16 protein-coding genes and 1 tRNA gene are annotated in these 16,485 nt (G+C 62.2%); 12 read left to right on the top strand and 5 right to left on the bottom strand.

All coding sequences use genetic code 11. From position 1 onward, the window contains the following. The first annotated feature begins 302 nt into the window (after window positions 1–302). The 5 genes from ACYU81_RS01805 (at window position 303) to ACYU81_RS01785 (ending at window position 4,046) form a co-directional block, all read left to right on the top strand. A complete protein-coding gene (locus ACYU81_RS01805) occupies window positions 303–1,328 on the top strand; it encodes an amidohydrolase family protein (RefSeq protein WP_460986083.1) in 1,026 nt (341 codons plus the stop codon). A 106-nt stretch (window positions 1,329–1,434) separates the two neighbouring features. Next, entirely contained in the window at window positions 1,435–1,839 is a 405-nt protein-coding gene (ligA, locus tag ACYU81_RS01800) for a protocatechuate 4,5-dioxygenase subunit alpha (RefSeq protein WP_404954720.1), read from the top strand. Beyond that, window positions 1,839–2,687, top strand: coding sequence for a class III extradiol dioxygenase subunit beta (locus tag ACYU81_RS01795; protein WP_460986082.1), 849 nt, complete (start codon window positions 1,839–1,841; stop codon window positions 2,685–2,687). The genes ligA and ACYU81_RS01795 overlap by 1 nt, the downstream gene beginning before the upstream one ends. Before the next feature lie 21 nt (window positions 2,688–2,708). After that, entirely contained in the window at window positions 2,709–3,071 is a 363-nt protein-coding gene (locus tag ACYU81_RS01790) for a hypothetical protein (protein ID WP_460986081.1), read from the top strand. 36 nt (window positions 3,072–3,107) lie between these two features. Then, complete coding sequence (locus ACYU81_RS01785; protein ID WP_460986080.1) at window positions 3,108–4,046, top strand: Gfo/Idh/MocA family oxidoreductase; 939 nt, start codon at window positions 3,108–3,110, stop codon at window positions 4,044–4,046. Here ACYU81_RS01785 and ACYU81_RS01780 read toward each other — a convergent pair. Continuing rightward, on the bottom strand, window positions 4,007–4,894 hold the full coding sequence (locus ACYU81_RS01780; RefSeq protein ID WP_460986079.1) for a helix-turn-helix domain-containing protein: 888 nt from the start codon (window positions 4,892–4,894) through the stop codon (window positions 4,007–4,009). The two genes, ACYU81_RS01785 and ACYU81_RS01780, sit on opposite strands and share 40 nt — an antisense overlap. A 113-nt stretch (window positions 4,895–5,007) precedes the next feature. Here ACYU81_RS01780 and pobA point away from each other — a divergent pair, with 113 nt between their 5' ends. After that, a complete protein-coding gene (gene pobA, locus ACYU81_RS01775) occupies window positions 5,008–6,177 on the top strand; it encodes a 4-hydroxybenzoate 3-monooxygenase (protein ID WP_460986078.1) in 1,170 nt (389 codons plus the stop codon). A gap of 432 nt (window positions 6,178–6,609) precedes the next feature. Here pobA and ACYU81_RS01770 read toward each other — a convergent pair. The 3 genes from ACYU81_RS01770 to ACYU81_RS01760 all read right to left on the bottom strand — a co-directional run bounded on the left by ACYU81_RS01770 (window position 6,610) and on the right by ACYU81_RS01760 (window position 9,326). After that, window positions 6,610–6,684, bottom strand: a tRNA-Glu gene (locus ACYU81_RS01770). 287 nt (window positions 6,685–6,971) lie between these two features. Next, entirely contained in the window at window positions 6,972–7,760 is a 789-nt protein-coding gene (locus ACYU81_RS01765; protein WP_449473299.1) for a SapC family protein, read from the bottom strand. Window positions 7,761–7,886: 126 nt separating this feature from the next. Further along, window positions 7,887–9,326 carry an FAD-binding oxidoreductase gene (locus tag ACYU81_RS01760; protein ID WP_460986077.1) on the bottom strand — a complete coding sequence of 480 codons (1,440 nt, stop codon included), beginning with the start codon at window positions 9,324–9,326 and terminating at the stop codon, window positions 7,887–7,889. A 77-nt stretch (window positions 9,327–9,403) separates the two neighbouring features. Here ACYU81_RS01760 and ACYU81_RS01755 point away from each other — a divergent pair, with 77 nt between their 5' ends. Continuing rightward, a complete protein-coding gene (locus ACYU81_RS01755) occupies window positions 9,404–9,838 on the top strand; it encodes a hypothetical protein (protein ID WP_449473298.1) in 435 nt (144 codons plus the stop codon). A 124-nt stretch (window positions 9,839–9,962) separates the two neighbouring features. Continuing rightward, complete coding sequence (locus tag ACYU81_RS01750) at window positions 9,963–11,309, top strand: DEAD/DEAH box helicase (RefSeq protein ID WP_460986076.1); 1,347 nt, start codon at window positions 9,963–9,965, stop codon at window positions 11,307–11,309. 46 nt (window positions 11,310–11,355) lie between these two features. Here ACYU81_RS01750 and radC read toward each other — a convergent pair whose 3' ends face one another. Next, window positions 11,356–12,051 (bottom strand): RadC family protein, encoded by a 696-nt coding sequence (radC, locus tag ACYU81_RS01745; RefSeq protein ID WP_460986075.1) that lies wholly within the window; start codon window positions 12,049–12,051, stop codon window positions 11,356–11,358. A gap of 130 nt (window positions 12,052–12,181) precedes the next feature. Here radC and ACYU81_RS01740 point away from each other — a divergent pair, with 130 nt between their 5' ends. From ACYU81_RS01740 to ACYU81_RS01725, 4 genes are all read left to right on the top strand, one after another. After that, window positions 12,182–15,403: an intermembrane phospholipid transport protein YdbH family protein gene (locus ACYU81_RS01740; RefSeq protein WP_460986074.1), complete on the top strand. Its 3,222-nt coding sequence runs from the start codon at window positions 12,182–12,184 to the stop codon at window positions 15,401–15,403. Next, a complete protein-coding gene (locus tag ACYU81_RS01735) occupies window positions 15,400–15,588 on the top strand; it encodes a YnbE family lipoprotein (RefSeq protein WP_196225806.1) in 189 nt (62 codons plus the stop codon). Before ACYU81_RS01740 ends, ACYU81_RS01735 begins: the two co-directional genes overlap by 4 nt. After that, complete coding sequence (locus ACYU81_RS01730) at window positions 15,585–15,986, top strand: DUF1318 domain-containing protein (protein ID WP_449473290.1); 402 nt, start codon at window positions 15,585–15,587, stop codon at window positions 15,984–15,986. Before ACYU81_RS01735 ends, ACYU81_RS01730 begins: the two co-directional genes overlap by 4 nt. Before the next feature lie 174 nt (window positions 15,987–16,160). Further along, window positions 16,161–16,484 (top strand): AtpZ/AtpI family protein, encoded by a 324-nt coding sequence (locus ACYU81_RS01725; RefSeq protein ID WP_460986073.1) that lies wholly within the window; start codon window positions 16,161–16,163, stop codon window positions 16,482–16,484. Window position 16,485 lies beyond the last annotated feature (1 nt).

The following is a 16,485-nucleotide window of genomic DNA, read 5'->3' as shown; positions in this document are numbered from 1 at the left end:
GGATCTCAGGCGGGCGGGGTTCGGCCTGGAGGCACGAGATCCCAGCTTTCGCTGGGATGACGGAAGATGCTGGGATGACGGGAGTTAGGCGAGGGCGCTTCCCCCCTTCGTCACCCCGGACTTGATCCGGGGTCTCGCTGGCTGGGTGCGCGGGGATGGAGAAGCGGGACCCCGGGTCGAGTCCGGGGTGACGAGCTTGGTGGGGGCGGAATGAGGCATGAGATGCCAGCCTGCGCTGGGATGACGGAAACTGGCCGATGAGGGCGATGTGTGAATGCTGTGATTGAAGGACTGAGAGACGAATGAGCCTGATTATCGACTGCCATGGCCATTATACCGTGCTCCCCAAGGGGCATGATGGCTGGCGGGAAGAGCAGAAGGCGGCGTTCGAGGCGGGCGTTGCTGCGCCGCCTTATCCGGACATCAGCGATGATGAGATCCGCGACACGATCGAGTCCAACCAGTTGCGGCTGATCAAGGAGCGGGGAGCAGACCTTACCATTTTCAGTCCGCGTGCTTCGGCGATGGCGCCGCATGTTGGGGATGCGGCGGTCGCCCGGGAGTGGGCGATGCGGTGCAATGACCTGATCGCGCGGGTGGTGGGGTTGTATCCCGAGACTTTCTCTGGCGTTTGCATGCTGCCGCAGTCGCCAAAGGCCGACATGGGCAACAGCATCGCTGAACTGGAGCGGTGCGTCACGCAGTTGGGCTTTATCGGGTGCAACCTCAATCCCGATCCCGGCGGCGGGCATTTCCAGCATCCGCCGCTGACCGATCGTTACTGGTATCCCTTTTACGAGAAGATGGTCGAGCTGGACGTTCCGGCGATGATCCATGTGTCGGGCAGCTGTAACCCGGCGATGCATGCGACCGGGGGCTATTATATCGCGGCGGACACGATCGCCTTCATGCAGTTGCTGGAGGGGGATTTGTTCGCGGATTTCCCGACGCTGCGCTTCATCATTCCGCATGGCGGCGGGGCGGTGCCCTATCATTGGGGGCGGTATCGGGGGCTGGCGGACATGCTGAAGAAGCCCAGCCTCGACACGCATCTGATGAACAACATCTTTTTCGATACATGCGTCTATCATCAGCCGGGCGTCGATTTGCTGGCCGATGTGATCGACAACAAGAATATCCTGTTCGGTTCGGAAATGGTCGGTGCGGTGCGCGGGATCGATCCGACGACCGGCCATTATTTCGATGACACCAAGCGCTATGTCGACGCGCTGGATATCAGCGATGCGGAACGGCACGCGATATTCGAGGGCAATGCCCGCCGTGTCTTCCCCCGTCTGGACGCGCAGTTGAAGGCGCGCGGCCTGTGAGCTTCCACACCCCCCATTTATCCCTGTGGGGGGTGGTTCCATCTCCCGTCCTTGCTGTGGAAGGACGGGGCGGGAGATGGATTTTTCTTTGTCTGGAGAACCGCCGATGAGCGTTGATATCCATGAATATCTGGCCGAATTCGATGATATCCCCGGCACGCGCGTCTATACCGGAAAGCGCGCGCGGCAGGGTTATTGGATGAACCAGTTCGCGATGAGCCTGATGAAAGGCGATAATCGCGAACGGTGGAAGGCGGACGAGCGTGCCTATCTGAACGAATGGCCGATGACCGAAGATCAGCGGCAGGCGATTTTGGATCGCGACTATAATCGTTGCCTCGATTTGGGCGGCAATATCTATTTCCTCGCCAAGGTGTTTTCGACCGACGGCATGTCCTTTTTGCAGGCGGTGGGAACCATGACCGGCATGAGCACGGAAGAGTATCAGGCCATGATGATTGCCGGAGGGCGATCACCAGAAGGCCAGCGTTCGATAAGGGAGAAACGTTGATGGCCCGCATTACCGCTGGCGTAGGGACCAGCCATGTGCCGGCGATCGGCGCGGCGATGGACAATGGGAAGGTGGGAGAGCCCTATTGGGCGCCGCTGTTCGCCGGATATGACTGGTCGCGGCAATGGATCGCGCAGGAAAAGCCGGATGTCGTGATACTGGTTTATAATGACCATGCGTCGGCGTTCGACATGAAGATCATTCCGACCTTCGCGATTGGTTGTGCGGATCGCTATGGCATTTGCGACGAGGGATGGGGGCCGCGGCCGGTGCCGGACGTGGAGGGGCATGCGGACCTGGCCTGGCACATCGCGCAGAGCCTGATCCTGGATGAGTTCGACATGACCATCATCAATGAGATGGATGTCGATCACGGCCTGACCGTGCCGATGAGCCTGATGTTCGACCAGCCAGACAAGTGGCCGGTCAAGGTCGTTCCTCTGGCCGTCAACGTCGTCACCTATCCGCCGCCGTCGGGCAATCGCTGCTGGATGCTGGGCGAGGCGATCGCGCGGGCGGTGGAAAGTTTCCCCGAGGATCTGAACGTGCAGGTGTGGGGCACGGGCGGGATGAGCCATCAGTTGCAGGGGCCGCGCGCCGGGTTGATCAACGCCGAATGGGACAATCGCTTCCTGGACCTGTTGAGCGCGGAAGATGATGGGCGGTTGCGCGCCATCCCGCACATCGAATATCTCAGGGAAACCGGATCGGAGGGGATCGAGATGGTGATGTGGCTGATCATGCGCGGTGCGCTGGGCAAGAAGGTCACGCCGCTGCATCGCCATTATCATGTTCCCGCATCCAATACGGCGGTCGGGCATCTGGTGTTGAAACCCGACGATTCATAACGACAATCGAAGGGATGGATGATGGCGCGCGCCGACATCGAGGATGCATTGGTCAGGCTGGAGCAGGTGCATAAGCAGCTGGGGGAGCTATCCACCGGTGCGGAGCCGGGCTGGGAAAAGCAATATTTGCAGGCTCGGCGGGCGTTGCAGGAACAGATCAACCGATTGTGCCAGGCGGATGCGCAGTTGAACCTGTCCGATGAGGATAGCCGCCGGTTTCGCGATGCCTTTGGCAAGTTCCGCACGGCGACGGCGTTGCATCAGGCGGATTGGCCGGTCGTCGATATCGACCGGCAGAACCCGGCATACAGTCAGTCCGCCGCCAATGTGGGGCAGACCTATCAGCAATTCATGACTGTGATGCGCGCGCTCATGCAGCGATAGCCAGAGTGCGCGGCCAGTAAGATGAGGAGTTACAGTATGAGAATCGCGCTGGCCGGTGCGGGGGCTTTTGGTGAAAAGCATCTGGATGGCCTGAAGAATATCGATGGCGTGATCGTCACCTCGCTGGTCGGGCGCAATCTGGAGCCGACGCAGGCGATCGCGGCAAAATATGGGATCGGGCATGCGACGACTGAGCTGGCCGAGACTTTGGCGCGCGATGATGTCGATGCGGTGATCCTCTGCACGCCGACGCAGATGCATGCGGAACAGGCGATCGCTTGTATGAACGCGGGCAAGCATGTCCAGGTTGAGATACCGCTGGCCGATAGTTGGGCCGATGCGCAGGCGGTATTGCGCAAGCAGGAGGAAACGGGGCTGACCTGCATGGTCGGGCATACGCGGCGCTTCAACCCGAGCCATCAATGGGTGCATCAGCAGGTCAAGGCAGGCGCATTCAACGTCCAGCAGATGGATGTGCAGACCTATTTCTTCCGGCGCAAGAATATCAATGCGAAGGGTGAGGCGCGGTCATGGACCGACCATCTGCTGTGGCACCATGCGGCGCATACGGTGGACCTGTTCGCCTATCAGGCGGGGCGGATCGTGGACGCGCATGCGATGCAGGGGCCGATCCATCCCGAGCTTGGCATCGCCATGGACATGTCGATCCAGTTGAAGAGCGAGAGCGGGGCGATCTGTACGCTTTCGTTGAGCTTCAACAATGATGGGCCGCTGGGGACGTTCTTTCGCTATATCGGCGACACGGGCACCTATATTGCGCGCTATGATGACCTGGTGAACGGCAAGGAAGAGCCGATCGACGTGTCCAAGGTGGACGTGTCGATGAACGGGATCGAGTTGCAGGACCGCGAATTTGTGAGCGCCATCGGGGAGGGGCGGGAGCCTAATTCGAGCGTGGCGAAGGTGTTCGATTGCTATCGGGTGCTGGGGGAGCTGGAGAAGCAGCTGGGGTGAGCGCGCCAGTCGCGGGGTGAGCGGCCGGTGTGGCGGGCGAAGAAGCGGGAGAAATAGGCGGGGTCCTCAAAACCCACGGCATAGCCGACCTCCGCGACCGACAGGTTGGAATAAAGGAGCAGGCGGCGGGCTTCGAGCAGGGCGCGCTCGTCGAGCATGGCGGCAGGGGAGAGCCCTGCGGCGCGGGCGCAGGCTTGGCGGAGCGCGGTTTCGCTGACGCCCAGCGCGCGGGCGTGGGCAGCGACAGGCTCCCGCTTGCGAAAACGCTGTTCGATCCGATCGCGCAGACGGGCGACGAGACGGGCCTGGCGGCCGCCGCTGCTGGCGCTGGCGTCGGACAGGGCGGCGTGGCGCAGCGCCTGGACCATGAGCCAGAGGAGGAGCGCTTCGACCGCCGCGCGCTGGGCAGGGCCGGACCATGCAAGCTCGCGGGCGAGCGCGCCGATGCGGGTTTCCACTTCGGCGGCGCTGGGCACGGCGATGGCACGGGGTGCGCGGAAGAGCGGTTGGAGGTCGGCGTCACGCTCCAGCAGGTGGTGGAGGTAGCTGTTGGCGATGGTGATGACCCAGCCACGGGAGTCGCGGTGCCAGGAAAAGCCGTGGATGATCCCGGCCGGCACCAGCAGCAGGCAGGGCGCTTCAAATGTGACGCTTTCGCCATCCGCCCGCATCGATCCGCCGCCTTCGGCGATGAGGATGATATGGTTGAGATCGCGATGGAGATGCGGCTGGATCGTCCACTCGCTGGGGCGGGAGCGGTCGTCCAGGCTTTCGACATGTACGAAGCCTTCCGCAACGCTACGTTGCGGTTCTCCATAGAGGTAGAAGCTGGGGACGGGGGTGGTCATGGCTACGTCCGGAAAGCTGCTGGATCGTCCAAGTCATAGGCCAGTTCGCCCATGTCCCGCAAGCAGCATCGGGCGCATCATGCGCGGCGTCGGAAAGCTGCGAAGAGGATGTCATGAGGACGCAAGTCGCCATCATAGGCGCGGGGCCTGCGGGGTTGCTGCTCGGCCATTTGCTGCGGGCAGAGGGGCTGGAGGTCATCGTGGTGGAGCGAGCATCGCCCAGCTATGTCCTGGGGCGCATCCGCGCAGGCGTGCTGGAGCGGACCACGACGGATTTGATGGACCGGCTGGGCCTTGGCGAGCGGATGCATCGTGAAGGGTTGCCCCATGACGGCTTTCACCTGGCCAGCGGCGAGAGGTCGATCCGCATCGATATCGCGGGCCTGACCGGACGGCAGGTCATGGTATATGGCCAGACGGAGATGACCCGCGACCTGATGGAGGCGGCGGCCGGGCGCGGCCTGGAGATCATCTACGAAGCGGATGACGTGGCATTGCATGATGTTGACAGCGACGCGCCGTACCTGACCTATCGCAAGGATGGTCGGCAGGAGCGGATAGATGCTGAATTTATTTGCGGGTGCGACGGCTTTCACGGTCCTTCGCGGCGAGCCATACCGGCTGGCGTAGCGACCGCCTATGAGAAGCTATATCCCTTCGGTTGGCTTGGCATCCTGGCGGACGTGCCACCGTGCGATGACGAACTGATCTATGCCAATCATGAGCGCGGCTTTGCGCTGGCGTCCATGCGATCGGGGACGCGCAGCCGCTATTACATTCAGGTGTCACTGGATGAACGGATCGAGGATTGGCCGGACGATCGGCTGTGGGATGAGCTGGCAGTGCGGCTGGGGCCTGAAGCGGGTGCGCGGATGGTGCGCGGGCCAGCATTGGAAAAGTCGATCGCGCCGCTGCGATCCTTCGTATTCGAGCCGATGCAATATGGGCGGCTGATGCTGGCGGGGGACAGCGCGCATATCGTGCCGCCGACGGGAGCGAAGGGGCTGAACCTCGCGGCGTCGGATATATTCTATCTTTCGGCGGCCTTGACTGGATGGTTCCGGCGGGGGGACGGGGACGCGATAGCGGGCTATTCCCAGCAGGCGCTGGCGCGGATCTGGAAAGCGGAACGATTTTCCTGGCAGCTGACGCGGCTGATGCACCGTTTTCCGGAAATGGATGCGTTCGACCGGCGAATGCAGGTTGCCGAGCTGGACTATATTGCCTCTTCCAGGGCGGCGCAGGCGGCTATCGCGGAAAATTATGTGGGATTGCCGCTTTGAAAAGGACTTAGGGTAAAACAATGAAGACGATCCCGCGGTAATCACGCGGAACATTCAAAGGTCTGATCGATACATTTAGCATAAGATATTTCACAGATTGTCAGCTTGCCGGGGCGCGGCCTTTCAAAGCGTGACCGGATCCGATCTGCGCCACGTTCCCTGCCGTGCGGTCTCGTCTGCTGCTCGAATTCCGCTTTGACGGCGATGAACAATTGCGCGGCTCGGACGAAATCCTTGGTCCGCAGCGACTGCTTGTGCACCGCTCACATGCCGAAGGCAGGGCGCAGGTTCTCAGGCATCTGTCTGCGGAGGTAATAAGCGTCTGTCTTGGGGTGCCGCCCCGGCTGTGCCATCTGTGCCATTCTCGTCTCGCTGCACCAGCGAGAGGTCAAGAAAGGCTGCATCGCAGCATTCTGCGCCCAAATAGGCAAGTGGTGACCCCTACGGGAATCGAACCCGTGTTTCAGCCGTGAGAGGGCCGCGTCCTAACCGCTAGACGAAGGGGCCTTTGCCGCTCGGGCGGCTGGCAGGCGGTGGCGTTTAGGGGGAGAGGGGTTCGCCGTCAAGCGAAACCACTTATCCTGCCCGGCCCATAAAAAACCACCCCATGTATTACATGGGGTGGCCAAGGTTCAGGGAGGAGACGCCTCCAAAAGGGGGAGGCGCCCATACGACACACCCGAAAGGGGGGCAGGTGCGCCGTATGTTTGGAAGATAAAGAAGGTCCCGCTCACTTTCAAGTGGCGAGCAGAAACCTTTTCTATCGCATTATTGATGCAGGTTAATTTATAGCGTCATGCGTCGGCGGTCTGGGGCGCTGCCGGGACGGAAATGGGACCTTTGCCCTGCGTGATCTGCGACTCGAAAACTTCGCGGATCAGCTGCAGCGAGAAAAGATGCGCGTAGATAAGGGGCAGCATGCCGTTCTGGCTGATCTTCCGCAGTTGATCGCCACGCATGTCACGCAGCTTTTCCTCGTTCACCATGCGGAAGCCGCGATAGACGAAAGGCTGATCGTTGCCGGGGACCTGGATGGCGACTTCGCCGTCCATCAGCAGGTCCAGTTCCTTCAGGTCCTTCATGAACTGGCCAGTCCGCGCGGCGGCCTGTTCGAAATCCTCGCAGAATTTGAGAACGCCCTGGGTGAGTTCGGTCGGCTTGCCATCTTCGAAAAGGGGCTGGCCTTCCTCAAACTCGCCGACCGCTTCGCTGGTGGGATCAAAGCAGAGCGACAGTTCGTCGGTGTCGGGGCGCAGCTTCGCCAGCATCCAGGGATAGCGGCGGACATAGGCGGGGACATAGGCGGGACCGCGCAGCTTGCCTTCATCGTCGAGGAAGGTGTTGACGCCTTCATTAAGGCCCATCAGCGCCAGCGGCACCGCTTCGTCGCCAGCCGAGAAGATGATCGGCACGAACCGTTGGGCCGCGACGAATTCATCGACGGTCAGGGGAACGGCATGCTGCTTCGTGAGGAAAGGCGCGGACTCCACCGAGCGGCTGCGATAGCTCGCATGATCGACGCTGCTGAGCGGCAGCAGGTCGTTGTAAAACACGGGGAGATTATTGGCGGGCGCGCTAGCCATGATGCTGTTCTTCCATCCTATCGAAGCAGCGCATGTTGGCTGCACTGCCTTTCCTAAAAACTGGGTGTGGGCGATAAAGACCTTGTGGGTGGGAGGCAATTGCTTTGTCGAGCCGCTCCGCTGCCTCTAGCCCTCTTCGGGACGGGGGATCAGCTTGTCCGGGTTCATGAGGCCAAGGGGATCAAGCGCAGCCTTGATCGCGCGCAGGGCATGTAGCCGGGCAGGACTGGCAAGGCGGCCGAGTTCGGCCCGTTTCATCTGGCCGATGCCATGTTCCGCCGAAATGGAGCCGCCCGCCGCGACGACGGCATCATGGACGAAGGCGTTGATCGACTTCCCTTCTGCCGCGATCCAGGCGGGGCCGTCTGTCGTTCCCTTGGGCGCGCGAACATGGAAGTGGACATTGCCATCGCCAAGATGACCGAAGGAGGAGGCGGTGGTTCCCGCGAAGGTGCGTTCGGCCGCCGCGGCCATGTCGATCATGAAGGCGGGCATGCGGGCCACGGGCACGCTGATGTCAAATTGCAGCGCCGGTCCTTGCGCCCTCTCCGCTTCGGAAAGCGATTCGCGCAGGCGCCAGAACGCCGCTGCCTGAGCATCATTGGCGGCGATCGTGGCATCGACAGCGAGTCCTTGTTCGAGTGCTTGCGCCAGCGCTCCTTCAAGGCGCTCGGCCGGAGATGGACTGGACAGGTCGGCATGATCGACTTCGATCAGCACATGCCAGGGCGTGCGCGTCTCGATCGGGCAGCGGGTGCCGGGAATGTGGGACAGGACATGGCCGAGGCCATCGTCAGCAATAATCTCGAACCCCTCGACGCTGTCACCCAATTGCCTTTCGTTCAGGCGGAGGAGGGCGAGCGCATCGGCGGGCGAGCGGACGCCCACCCAGCCGACTGCGCGGATCGCGATGGCAGGGGCGAGGCGGAGCGAGGCGGCGGTGATGATGCCGAGCGTTCCTTCCGCGCCGATCAGCAATTGTTTGAGGTCATAGCCGCGATTGTCCTTCTTGAGCGCGTCGAGGCCGTACAGGATAGTGCCGTCGGGGAGGACTGCCTCCAGCCCCTCGACAAGTGCGCGCATCGTGCCATGGCGCAGCACCTGAGTGCCGCCGGCATTAGTCGATATCAGGCCGCCGATCGTCGCCGATCCCTTCGCGCCGAGGCTGAGCGGGAAGCGGCGCCCGGCTTGCTCCGCAGCATCGTGCAGGGTTTCGAGGATGACGCCTGCTTCGCATATTGCGAGATTGTCGTCGGAAGAAAGGGAGCGGATGCGGTTCATCCGGCGCAGCGACAGGATAAGTGCCGACCCGTCATCCGGAGGAGTCGCGCCGCCGACCATTGAGGTATTGCCGCCCTGAGGAACCAGGGGCACGTGAAGATCGGCTGCGAGTGCGACGGTCGCGGCAACTTCCTCCGTACTGGAAGGCTGGAGAATGGCGGCAGCGGCGCCGTGAAAACGTCCCCGCCAGTCTGTGAGCCAGGGAGCGATGTCGTCCGCATCGGTGACGACGCTCTTTGGCCCCAGCAAGGCTATGAACCTGTCGATGATGTCTTGCCCTATCATACGGCAATGCTATGCCCCGGAATTCATCGACGGTTCAACCACCGGCCCATAGCGTGCCGCCCCAAAAGGGGTTCGATTTGCTTCATTCCGTCCTGTTGCTCCTTGTCGCGCCCGTGAGTGAGCCCGTGCAATTGGCGCAGATGTCGATCGAGCAACGGATCATCATTCGCGTGCCAATGGCGAAAAAGGGACGAGCGCCCGCGCGCATTGCTCCGCAGGCGGGGCGTGCGTGGAAGGAAAAGAAGGGGCCGCGCTGCATCGCCTTGCGGTCGATCCGGTCAGCCAGCGTCATTGTGGATAATGGCGTCGATCTGCTGCTGGCCGATAATCACCGCTATAGGGCTCGGCTGGAGCGGGGGTGCAGTTCGACAGGCTTCTACTCGGGATTTTATGTCGAGCCGGATGAGGATGGGTCGCTTTGTTCCGGGCGCGATGAATTGCAGGCGCGCAGTGGGCTTAGTTGCGTGATCGACAGTTTCCGGCGATTGGAAGAGGCGGACGGGGACGATTAACCGTCTGTCGAAACGCGCTCCGATGCGCGATTTTCTTGACAAGATACCAATATTTCCGCAAGGCGCGCGCGATTTCCGTGATGCATGAGCGCGTTGCGGAAGAGCCTCTGTCCCGGACAATTGAATGACTTTTGCCGATCTCGGCCTTTCCGATGAACTGTTGAAGGCCGTTAACGAGGCCGGATACGATACGCCCACGCCGATTCAGGCGCAGGCGATCCCCCCCGTGCTGATGATGAAGGATATTATCGGCATTGCGCAGACGGGGACGGGCAAGACTGCCAGCTTCGTTTTGCCGATGATCGACATTCTGGCTCATGGCCGGGCCCGTGCGTTGATGCCGCGTTCGCTCATTTTGGAGCCGACGCGCGAATTGGCGGCGCAGGTTGCCGAGAATTTCGAGAAATACGGGAAATATCACAAGCTCAACATGGCGCTGCTGATCGGCGGCGTGCAGATGGGCGATCAGCTCAAGGCCCTGGAAAAGGGCGTCGATGTGCTGATCGCCACGCCGGGCCGACTGATGGACCTGTTCCAGCGCGGCAAGATATTGCTGAACGGCTGTTCGATGCTGGTCATTGATGAAGCTGACCGCATGCTGGACATGGGGTTCATCCCGGACATTGAGGAAATCTGCACCAAATTGCCCTCGCAGCGGCAGACACTGCTGTTTTCAGCGACCATGCCCGCGCCGATCAAGAAGCTGGCGGATCGGTTCCTCAGCAATCCCAAGTCGATTGAAGTGGCGCGGCCCGCCACTGCCTCCACCAACATCACCCAGAGGCTGGTGAAGGTTGATTCGCGCAAGAAGCGCGAAGCCCTGCGCGCGATGCTGGAGCAGGAGGAAGTGCTGAGCGCGGTGATCTTCTGCAACCGCAAGACCACGGTTCGTGAACTGAACAAGAGCCTACAGCGCTACGGTTTCAAGTCGGGCGAGATTCATGGAGACATCGACCAGTCTTCGCGAATTGCCGAACTGGAGCGGTTCCGGGCGGGATCGGTGAATATCCTGGTAGCGTCCGATGTCGCTGCGCGCGGGCTGGATATCAAGGGCGTCAGCCACGTCTTCAATTTCGATGCTCCCTGGCATCCCGATGACTATGTCCATCGCATTGGCCGTACCGGGCGTGCGGGGGCATCGGGTGTCGCCTATACCTTTGTGACCCCGGAAGATGCCGAGGCGATCGATAATATTCAGAAGCTGATCGGGCAGAAGATCGAGACGATCGACACCCCCGCTGCTGCCGCTGCAAAGGTGGATAAGGCCGAAGAGCCGCGCCGGAATAGCGAGCGGAAGGTGGAGCGCAAGCCCGCCAAGCGCAAGGATGACGAACCGCGGGAAGAGCCTCGTCCTGCCCGCCAGCAGGATAATGGCTCAAAGCCCCGTCGCGCCGATGTTCGGGACGAAGGTCCGGATGAGGGCTGGAACGGACCTGTGCCTGAATTTCTTTCGGTGGGGTTCGAGGGTTAGGACGTCTGTGGAACGTCCTTCCTGGCGGTGGGTAAGAAGGACGGCCCTACAATAGCCCCATCGCGCGCAGGCTGCTGTGTCCCTGCGATCCAATGATGATGTGATCATGCACCGCGATGTTGAGGCGCTTGCCCGCCTCTGCGATCTGGCGCGTGATTTCAATGTCCTGCCGACTGGGTTCGGGAGAACCGCTTGGGTGGTTGTGCACCAGGATCAGCGCTGATGAGCCAAGGTCGATGGCGCGGCGAATGACTTCGCGTGTGTAGATGGCGGCCTGGTCGATCGAGCCGTCGCCCATATGTTCGTCGCGGATCAGCATGTTGCGGCTGTTGAGGTGAAGCACGCGAACGCGCTCCACTGGGAGATAGGCCATGTCGGCACGCAGATAGTCGAGCAGGGCTTGCCAGCTTGCAAGGACCGGACGCTGTGACACCTCATTGCGGAGCATGCGCAGAAGGGTGGCATGCACGATCTTGACAGCGGCGATGCTGGTGTCGCCCATGCCGGGGACGCGCGCGATCGCCTGCCAATCGGCGGTCATCAAGCCGCCGATGCCGCCAAATTCACGCAGCAACGCCTTCGCGAGCGGCTTGGTATCGCGGCGGGGAATGGCAAGGGCCAGCAGATATTCGATAAGCTCATGATCGTGCAGCACATCGCCGCCGCTCTCCGCCAGCTTCTGCCGAAGCCGGGCGCGATGCCCCACGCCGTCATGGCTGACTACAACTTCCCTGTCCGCCAATGCCTTATAATCCCCCGTTCAGAGAAATGGGCCTATGCGTTGCGCAAAAATCGGGCAAGGATATTTAGGGAGCGTCAGACGTTATGCAGGCGTTACGGATCGAGTGTGAAAGCCGGGGTTGGCCATAAGCATGGAAGTTGAGGACGGCGAAGAGGGAGTTCGCCGCGGCTGGTTACGCTGGCTGGGCGTAGGGACGGGGTCTCTGGCGCTGATCCTTGTTGCGTTGTGGACCCAGCGAGCGCCGATCGCGGAAAATTTTATTGGGCGGGAGATGAACCGGCGCGGCGTCCAAGCAAGCTATGACCTGAAGGACATTGGCCTGCGCACCCAGCGTATCGAGAATATCGTCCTTGGCGATCCGGCGAATCCCGACCTGACTGCCCTGTGGGTGGAAGTGGATCTGGCCTTCACAGGCCTGTCCCCGCATGTCGCGGCCGTGAGGGCCGGGGGCGTGCGGCTGCACGGTTCTTATCGTGATGGGTTGCTCCGGCTCGGAGAATTGGACAAGTTCCGCGATCCTGCGTCTAAGGCGCCGTTAAGTCTACCGGACATCGTCCTCGCGCTGCGCGATGCGCGCATGCGGCTTGAGACCGACGCCGGAGTGGTCGGGATGCAGATCGACGGCAAGGGTAATCTAAGGTCGGGCTTCGACGGCCGCCTTGCCGCTGCCATGCCACGGGCGGCGTTCGCGGGGTGCAACGTGGCGGGCATGACCGCCTTGCTGGATGTCGCGATAAGGAATGAGCGGCCGCATTTGGTTGGACCGGCGCAGGCGACGGCTCTTGGATGCAGGAGCAGCGCGACCGGCGCGGCGAAGCCGAGAGCGGACATGGATGTCTGGATCGGCAAGGCCCTGGATCGGTGGAACGGCCATGTCGTGCTGGGAGCGGAGGCGTTGAAGTCCTCTGGCATGGTGCTGGCGAAGCCCGTCGGGCGGATCGACTTTGATGGCAATGCGTTGGCGATGGCTGGCCGTGCGCGGATCGGCGCGGCGGCACTGGGTATGGCGGGTCTCAAGGCAGGTCAGTCGGAGATTGTCGGCGCTTGGAGCGTCGCAAAAGGTAAGTCACAGGCCAGCGGGCGTTTGTCGGCGCATCAACTGAGCCTTCCCGGACGTGATCCTCTGGTGGGGTTGAAGCGGTCTGCGGCGGGCACGCCTTTGGCGCCGCTGGCCGAACGGCTGGCCGATGCGGTGCGCCGCGCGGGGGAGGATAATGTGCTGCGAACCAGCCTGGCCTTCGCGCAGAGCGGCCAGGGTGGGAGCGTGGTGCTGACGAACAGTGGATTCGAATCGCGCAGCGGCGCGCGTATGACGATTCCCGGTGATGGCAGGGTGACCATTGCCTGGCCGGGCAAGGCGGGAGCTGCTGTCGACTGGGCGCTGGATGGCGCGCTCACGACGGACGGGGGTGGGCTACCGAAGGCTGCACTGCGGCTGGCACCGCGGCCGCGTGGCGGATTGGGTGGGCAGCTTTTTATCGACCCATATGCCGCTCGCGACGCCAGGCTGGCGCTCGACCCTGTACGTTTTACCGCCGGACCTCGGGGAGATACGCTCTTTTCAACAGTGGCAAGGCTGGACGGCCCTTTGCCCGGCGGGCGGCTACGCGGCCTCATGATGCCAGTCGTGGGACAGCTGAATGCTGATGGCTCGATAGCGATCAACCGGCGCTGCGTGCCGTTGGCGTTGGAGGAGGCGCAGTACGGCAGCTTTTCTGTCGGGCGTACCCGGCAGACACTGTGCCCAATCGGCGGTGGCGCTCTGGTCGCGACGGGGCCGGGCGGGGTGAGCGCGGGGGCCGAGATTCGCAATCTCGACCTGCGAGGACGTAGCGGCCAGAGTCCGATGCGGCTGTCGGCGGAGCGGGCAAGGGTCGCCATCGGTCAGGAGGGCTTTTCGCTATCTCGGGCGGAACTGGCGATCGGGCCTGAAGCATCTCCGGTACGGCTGGTCGCGCAAACGCTGACCGGCCGGGCTACGGCACAGGGTCTGGCGGGAAGGCTGGCAGGGACCAACGCGCGAATCGGTTCCGTTCCGCTAATCGTGGAGGATGGCGCGGGCGAATGGAGCTTCGCCCAAGGAGTGTTGAAGCTCGCCGCGTCGGTGATGGTGCGCGATGCCCAGACGCCGGGACGGTTCGAGCCGTTGAAGGTGCCGGACTTCGCGCTCAGCTTGCGGGACGGCCGAATCCTGGCGACAGGAACGTTGCGGGCGCCGCGCAACGATGCCTTGGTGGCGCGTGCGGACATCGCGCATGATCTGGGCTCCGGCCGGGGCAACGCCGACCTGACCGTGCCGGGGTTGGTGTTCGGTCCCAATTTGCAGCCAGAGGACGTGACCCGCCTGGCGCTGGGAGTTGTCGCCAACGTCAATGCGACGGTAACGGGCGAGGGACATATCCGATGGAACGGCACGGATGTGACCAGCGATGGCGTGTTCCGCACCGATAACGCCAAGTTGGCGGCGGCGTTCGGTCCCGTCGAGGGAATGACCGGCGAATTGCGCTTTACCGATCTGCTGGGGCTGGTGAGTGCGCCGGGGCAGGAAATGCGGATCAGGATGGTCAATCCTGGCGTCGAAGTGCGCGATGGCCTTGTCCGCTACCGGCTGGAGCCTGGGCAGAAGGTCCGCATCGAGGGCGGCGGCTGGCCCTTTTCCGGAGGGCAACTGGTTCTGTTGCCCACGACGATGGATTTCAGCGCGGATGTGGACCGCTATCTGACGTTCCGCGTCATCGGCATAGATGCGGGTGCCTTCATCCAGACGATGGAGCTTGAGAATATATCGGCCACAGGCACGTTCGACGGGATCATGCCGCTGATCTTCAATGCCCAGGGCGGGCGCGTCGCGGGGGGCGTGCTGACCGCAAGGCAGCAGGGGATGCCGCCGCTCATCATGCCCGAAGGGGTGCTGCCCACGGTGCCGTGCGATCCCAACCGCCAGTCGGGGACGCTGTCCTATGTCGGGCCGGTTTCGAACGAGCAATTGGGCGTGATGGGCAAGCTGGCCTTCGACGCGCTCAAGAATATGCAATATAAATGCCTCACCATCCTGATGGACGGCGCGCTGGATGGAGAGATGGTGACCAATGTCGTGTTCAACGGCGTCAACCGGGGGAAGCTTGGCGATGTTCCGGCGGGTATGGCGCGCAACCTGACCGGATTGCCCTTCATCTTCAATGTGCGCATCTCAGCGCCATTTCGCGGCCTGCTGGGCACGGCAAAATCCTTCATCGATCCCACTATGCTTATCCAGAACAGCATAGGGGATCAGATGCAGGAGAAGATTCGCCAAGGGATTGCAGTTAACCCTGCGGAAAGCGACACTGTGAGAAACAGGGAACAGAAATGAAGACACAAGCTATCTTTGCGGCGGGTTTCGCCGGTTTGGCCCTGACGGGCTGCATCCAGGTGAAGGCACCGGACAAGCCGATCGAAATCAACCTGAATGTAAAGGTGCAGCAGGAGGTCGTCGTACGCCTTCAGCGTGATGCACAGGATCTTATCCAGAATAACCCGGAGTTGTTCCCGCAATGACACGCAAGCTTTTGATGATCGTCGCAGGTGCCGCCGTCGTGCTGGCCACGGGCCTTGTTGCGAGCGCGCCTGCTCGCGCGCAGTCGGGCGCGGTTGCCGCTGCAATGGCGGAGGGCGCGGTGGGCGAGCAGGCGGACGGCTATTTGGGCATCGCTGGATCGGTGAGCGCGGCGGTGCGATCGGAAGTCGAATCGATCAACATCAAGCGGCGCGCGGCCTACACCGACCTTGCCAGCAAGCGAGGCGTCACGGTTCAGGATATGGCGGCAGCCACGGGTTGCCAGACATTGAGCAACCGCGTGAAGCAGGGCCAGGTTTATCGCGTGGGCGCGGGACCCTGGCAAACCAAGGGTGCCGGGCCGATCGCCCTGCCGAGCTATTGCGCGACCGCCGGGTAATTACGCGACTGCGGGGAGTTTTGCCGCCGCCCCCGGCGGAAGCGCAATTCTCCTGTCCAACGATGGTTGACTATCCCGAAAGCCCTTTCTAAACGGGCCGCGCCTTGACGGGTGCAACCGCACGCGCCATGCCGCCTGACGTTGGCTTATCTGCCTGAACGAAAAGGAACGGCCATGACGCAGGATGTGCCCGGGCAAGACCCGGCAGATGAGGACGAGCGCATCACTTCCCTTGAGGAGCGGATCGCGAAGGCCGAACGAGCCGAAAAGGTCAGACAGGGGACCACTAAGCAACAGGGCGATGATGGATCGCGCCTGGGCAACAGGGTTCTCGCAGAACTGATCGGCGGTCTTGCCGGTGGTGCCGTGGTTGGTGGGACTTTGGACTACTTTCTGCGAACATCCCCTTGGCTCCTGCTGGCGTTCCTCGGTCTTGGGATCGTGGTTGCTTTCAGGAACATCATCAGATTGACGACGACGAAGCGTCCCGGCGAATAGG

The sequence above is a fragment of the Sphingobium sp. TomTYG75 genome, from assembly GCF_054771635.1.
The sequence above is the reverse complement of the archived record's forward strand: the minus strand, read 5'-3'. Positions and strand labels throughout refer to the sequence as shown.

Bases quoted from the DNA above. Each gene is read 5' to 3' on its own strand.
- ACYU81_RS01805 (WP_460986083.1), top strand. From the start codon at position 303: ATGAGCCTGATTATCGACTGCCATGGCCATTATACCGTGCTCCCCAAG.
- ligA (WP_404954720.1), top strand. From the start codon at position 1,435: ATGAGCGTTGATATCCATGAATATCTGGCCGAATTCGATGATATCCCC.
- ACYU81_RS01795 (WP_460986082.1), top strand. From the start codon at position 1,839: ATGGCCCGCATTACCGCTGGCGTAGGGACCAGCCATGTGCCGGCGATC.
- ACYU81_RS01790 (WP_460986081.1), top strand. From the start codon at position 2,709: ATGGCGCGCGCCGACATCGAGGATGCATTGGTCAGGCTGGAGCAGGTG.
- ACYU81_RS01785 (WP_460986080.1), top strand. From the start codon at position 3,108: ATGAGAATCGCGCTGGCCGGTGCGGGGGCTTTTGGTGAAAAGCATCTG.
- ACYU81_RS01780 (WP_460986079.1), bottom strand. From the start codon at position 4,894: ATGACCACCCCCGTCCCCAGCTTCTACCTCTATGGAGAACCGCAACGT.
- pobA (WP_460986078.1), top strand. From the start codon at position 5,008: ATGAGGACGCAAGTCGCCATCATAGGCGCGGGGCCTGCGGGGTTGCTG.
- ACYU81_RS01765 (WP_449473299.1), bottom strand. From the start codon at position 7,760: ATGGCTAGCGCGCCCGCCAATAATCTCCCCGTGTTTTACAACGACCTG.
- ACYU81_RS01760 (WP_460986077.1), bottom strand. From the start codon at position 9,326: ATGATAGGGCAAGACATCATCGACAGGTTCATAGCCTTGCTGGGGCCA.
- ACYU81_RS01750 (WP_460986076.1), top strand. From the start codon at position 9,963: ATGACTTTTGCCGATCTCGGCCTTTCCGATGAACTGTTGAAGGCCGTT.
- ACYU81_RS01740 (WP_460986074.1), top strand. From the start codon at position 12,182: ATGGAAGTTGAGGACGGCGAAGAGGGAGTTCGCCGCGGCTGGTTACGC.
- ACYU81_RS01735 (WP_196225806.1), top strand. From the start codon at position 15,400: ATGAAGACACAAGCTATCTTTGCGGCGGGTTTCGCCGGTTTGGCCCTG.
- ACYU81_RS01730 (WP_449473290.1), top strand. From the start codon at position 15,585: ATGACACGCAAGCTTTTGATGATCGTCGCAGGTGCCGCCGTCGTGCTG.
- ACYU81_RS01725 (WP_460986073.1), top strand. From the start codon at position 16,161: ATGACGCAGGATGTGCCCGGGCAAGACCCGGCAGATGAGGACGAGCGC.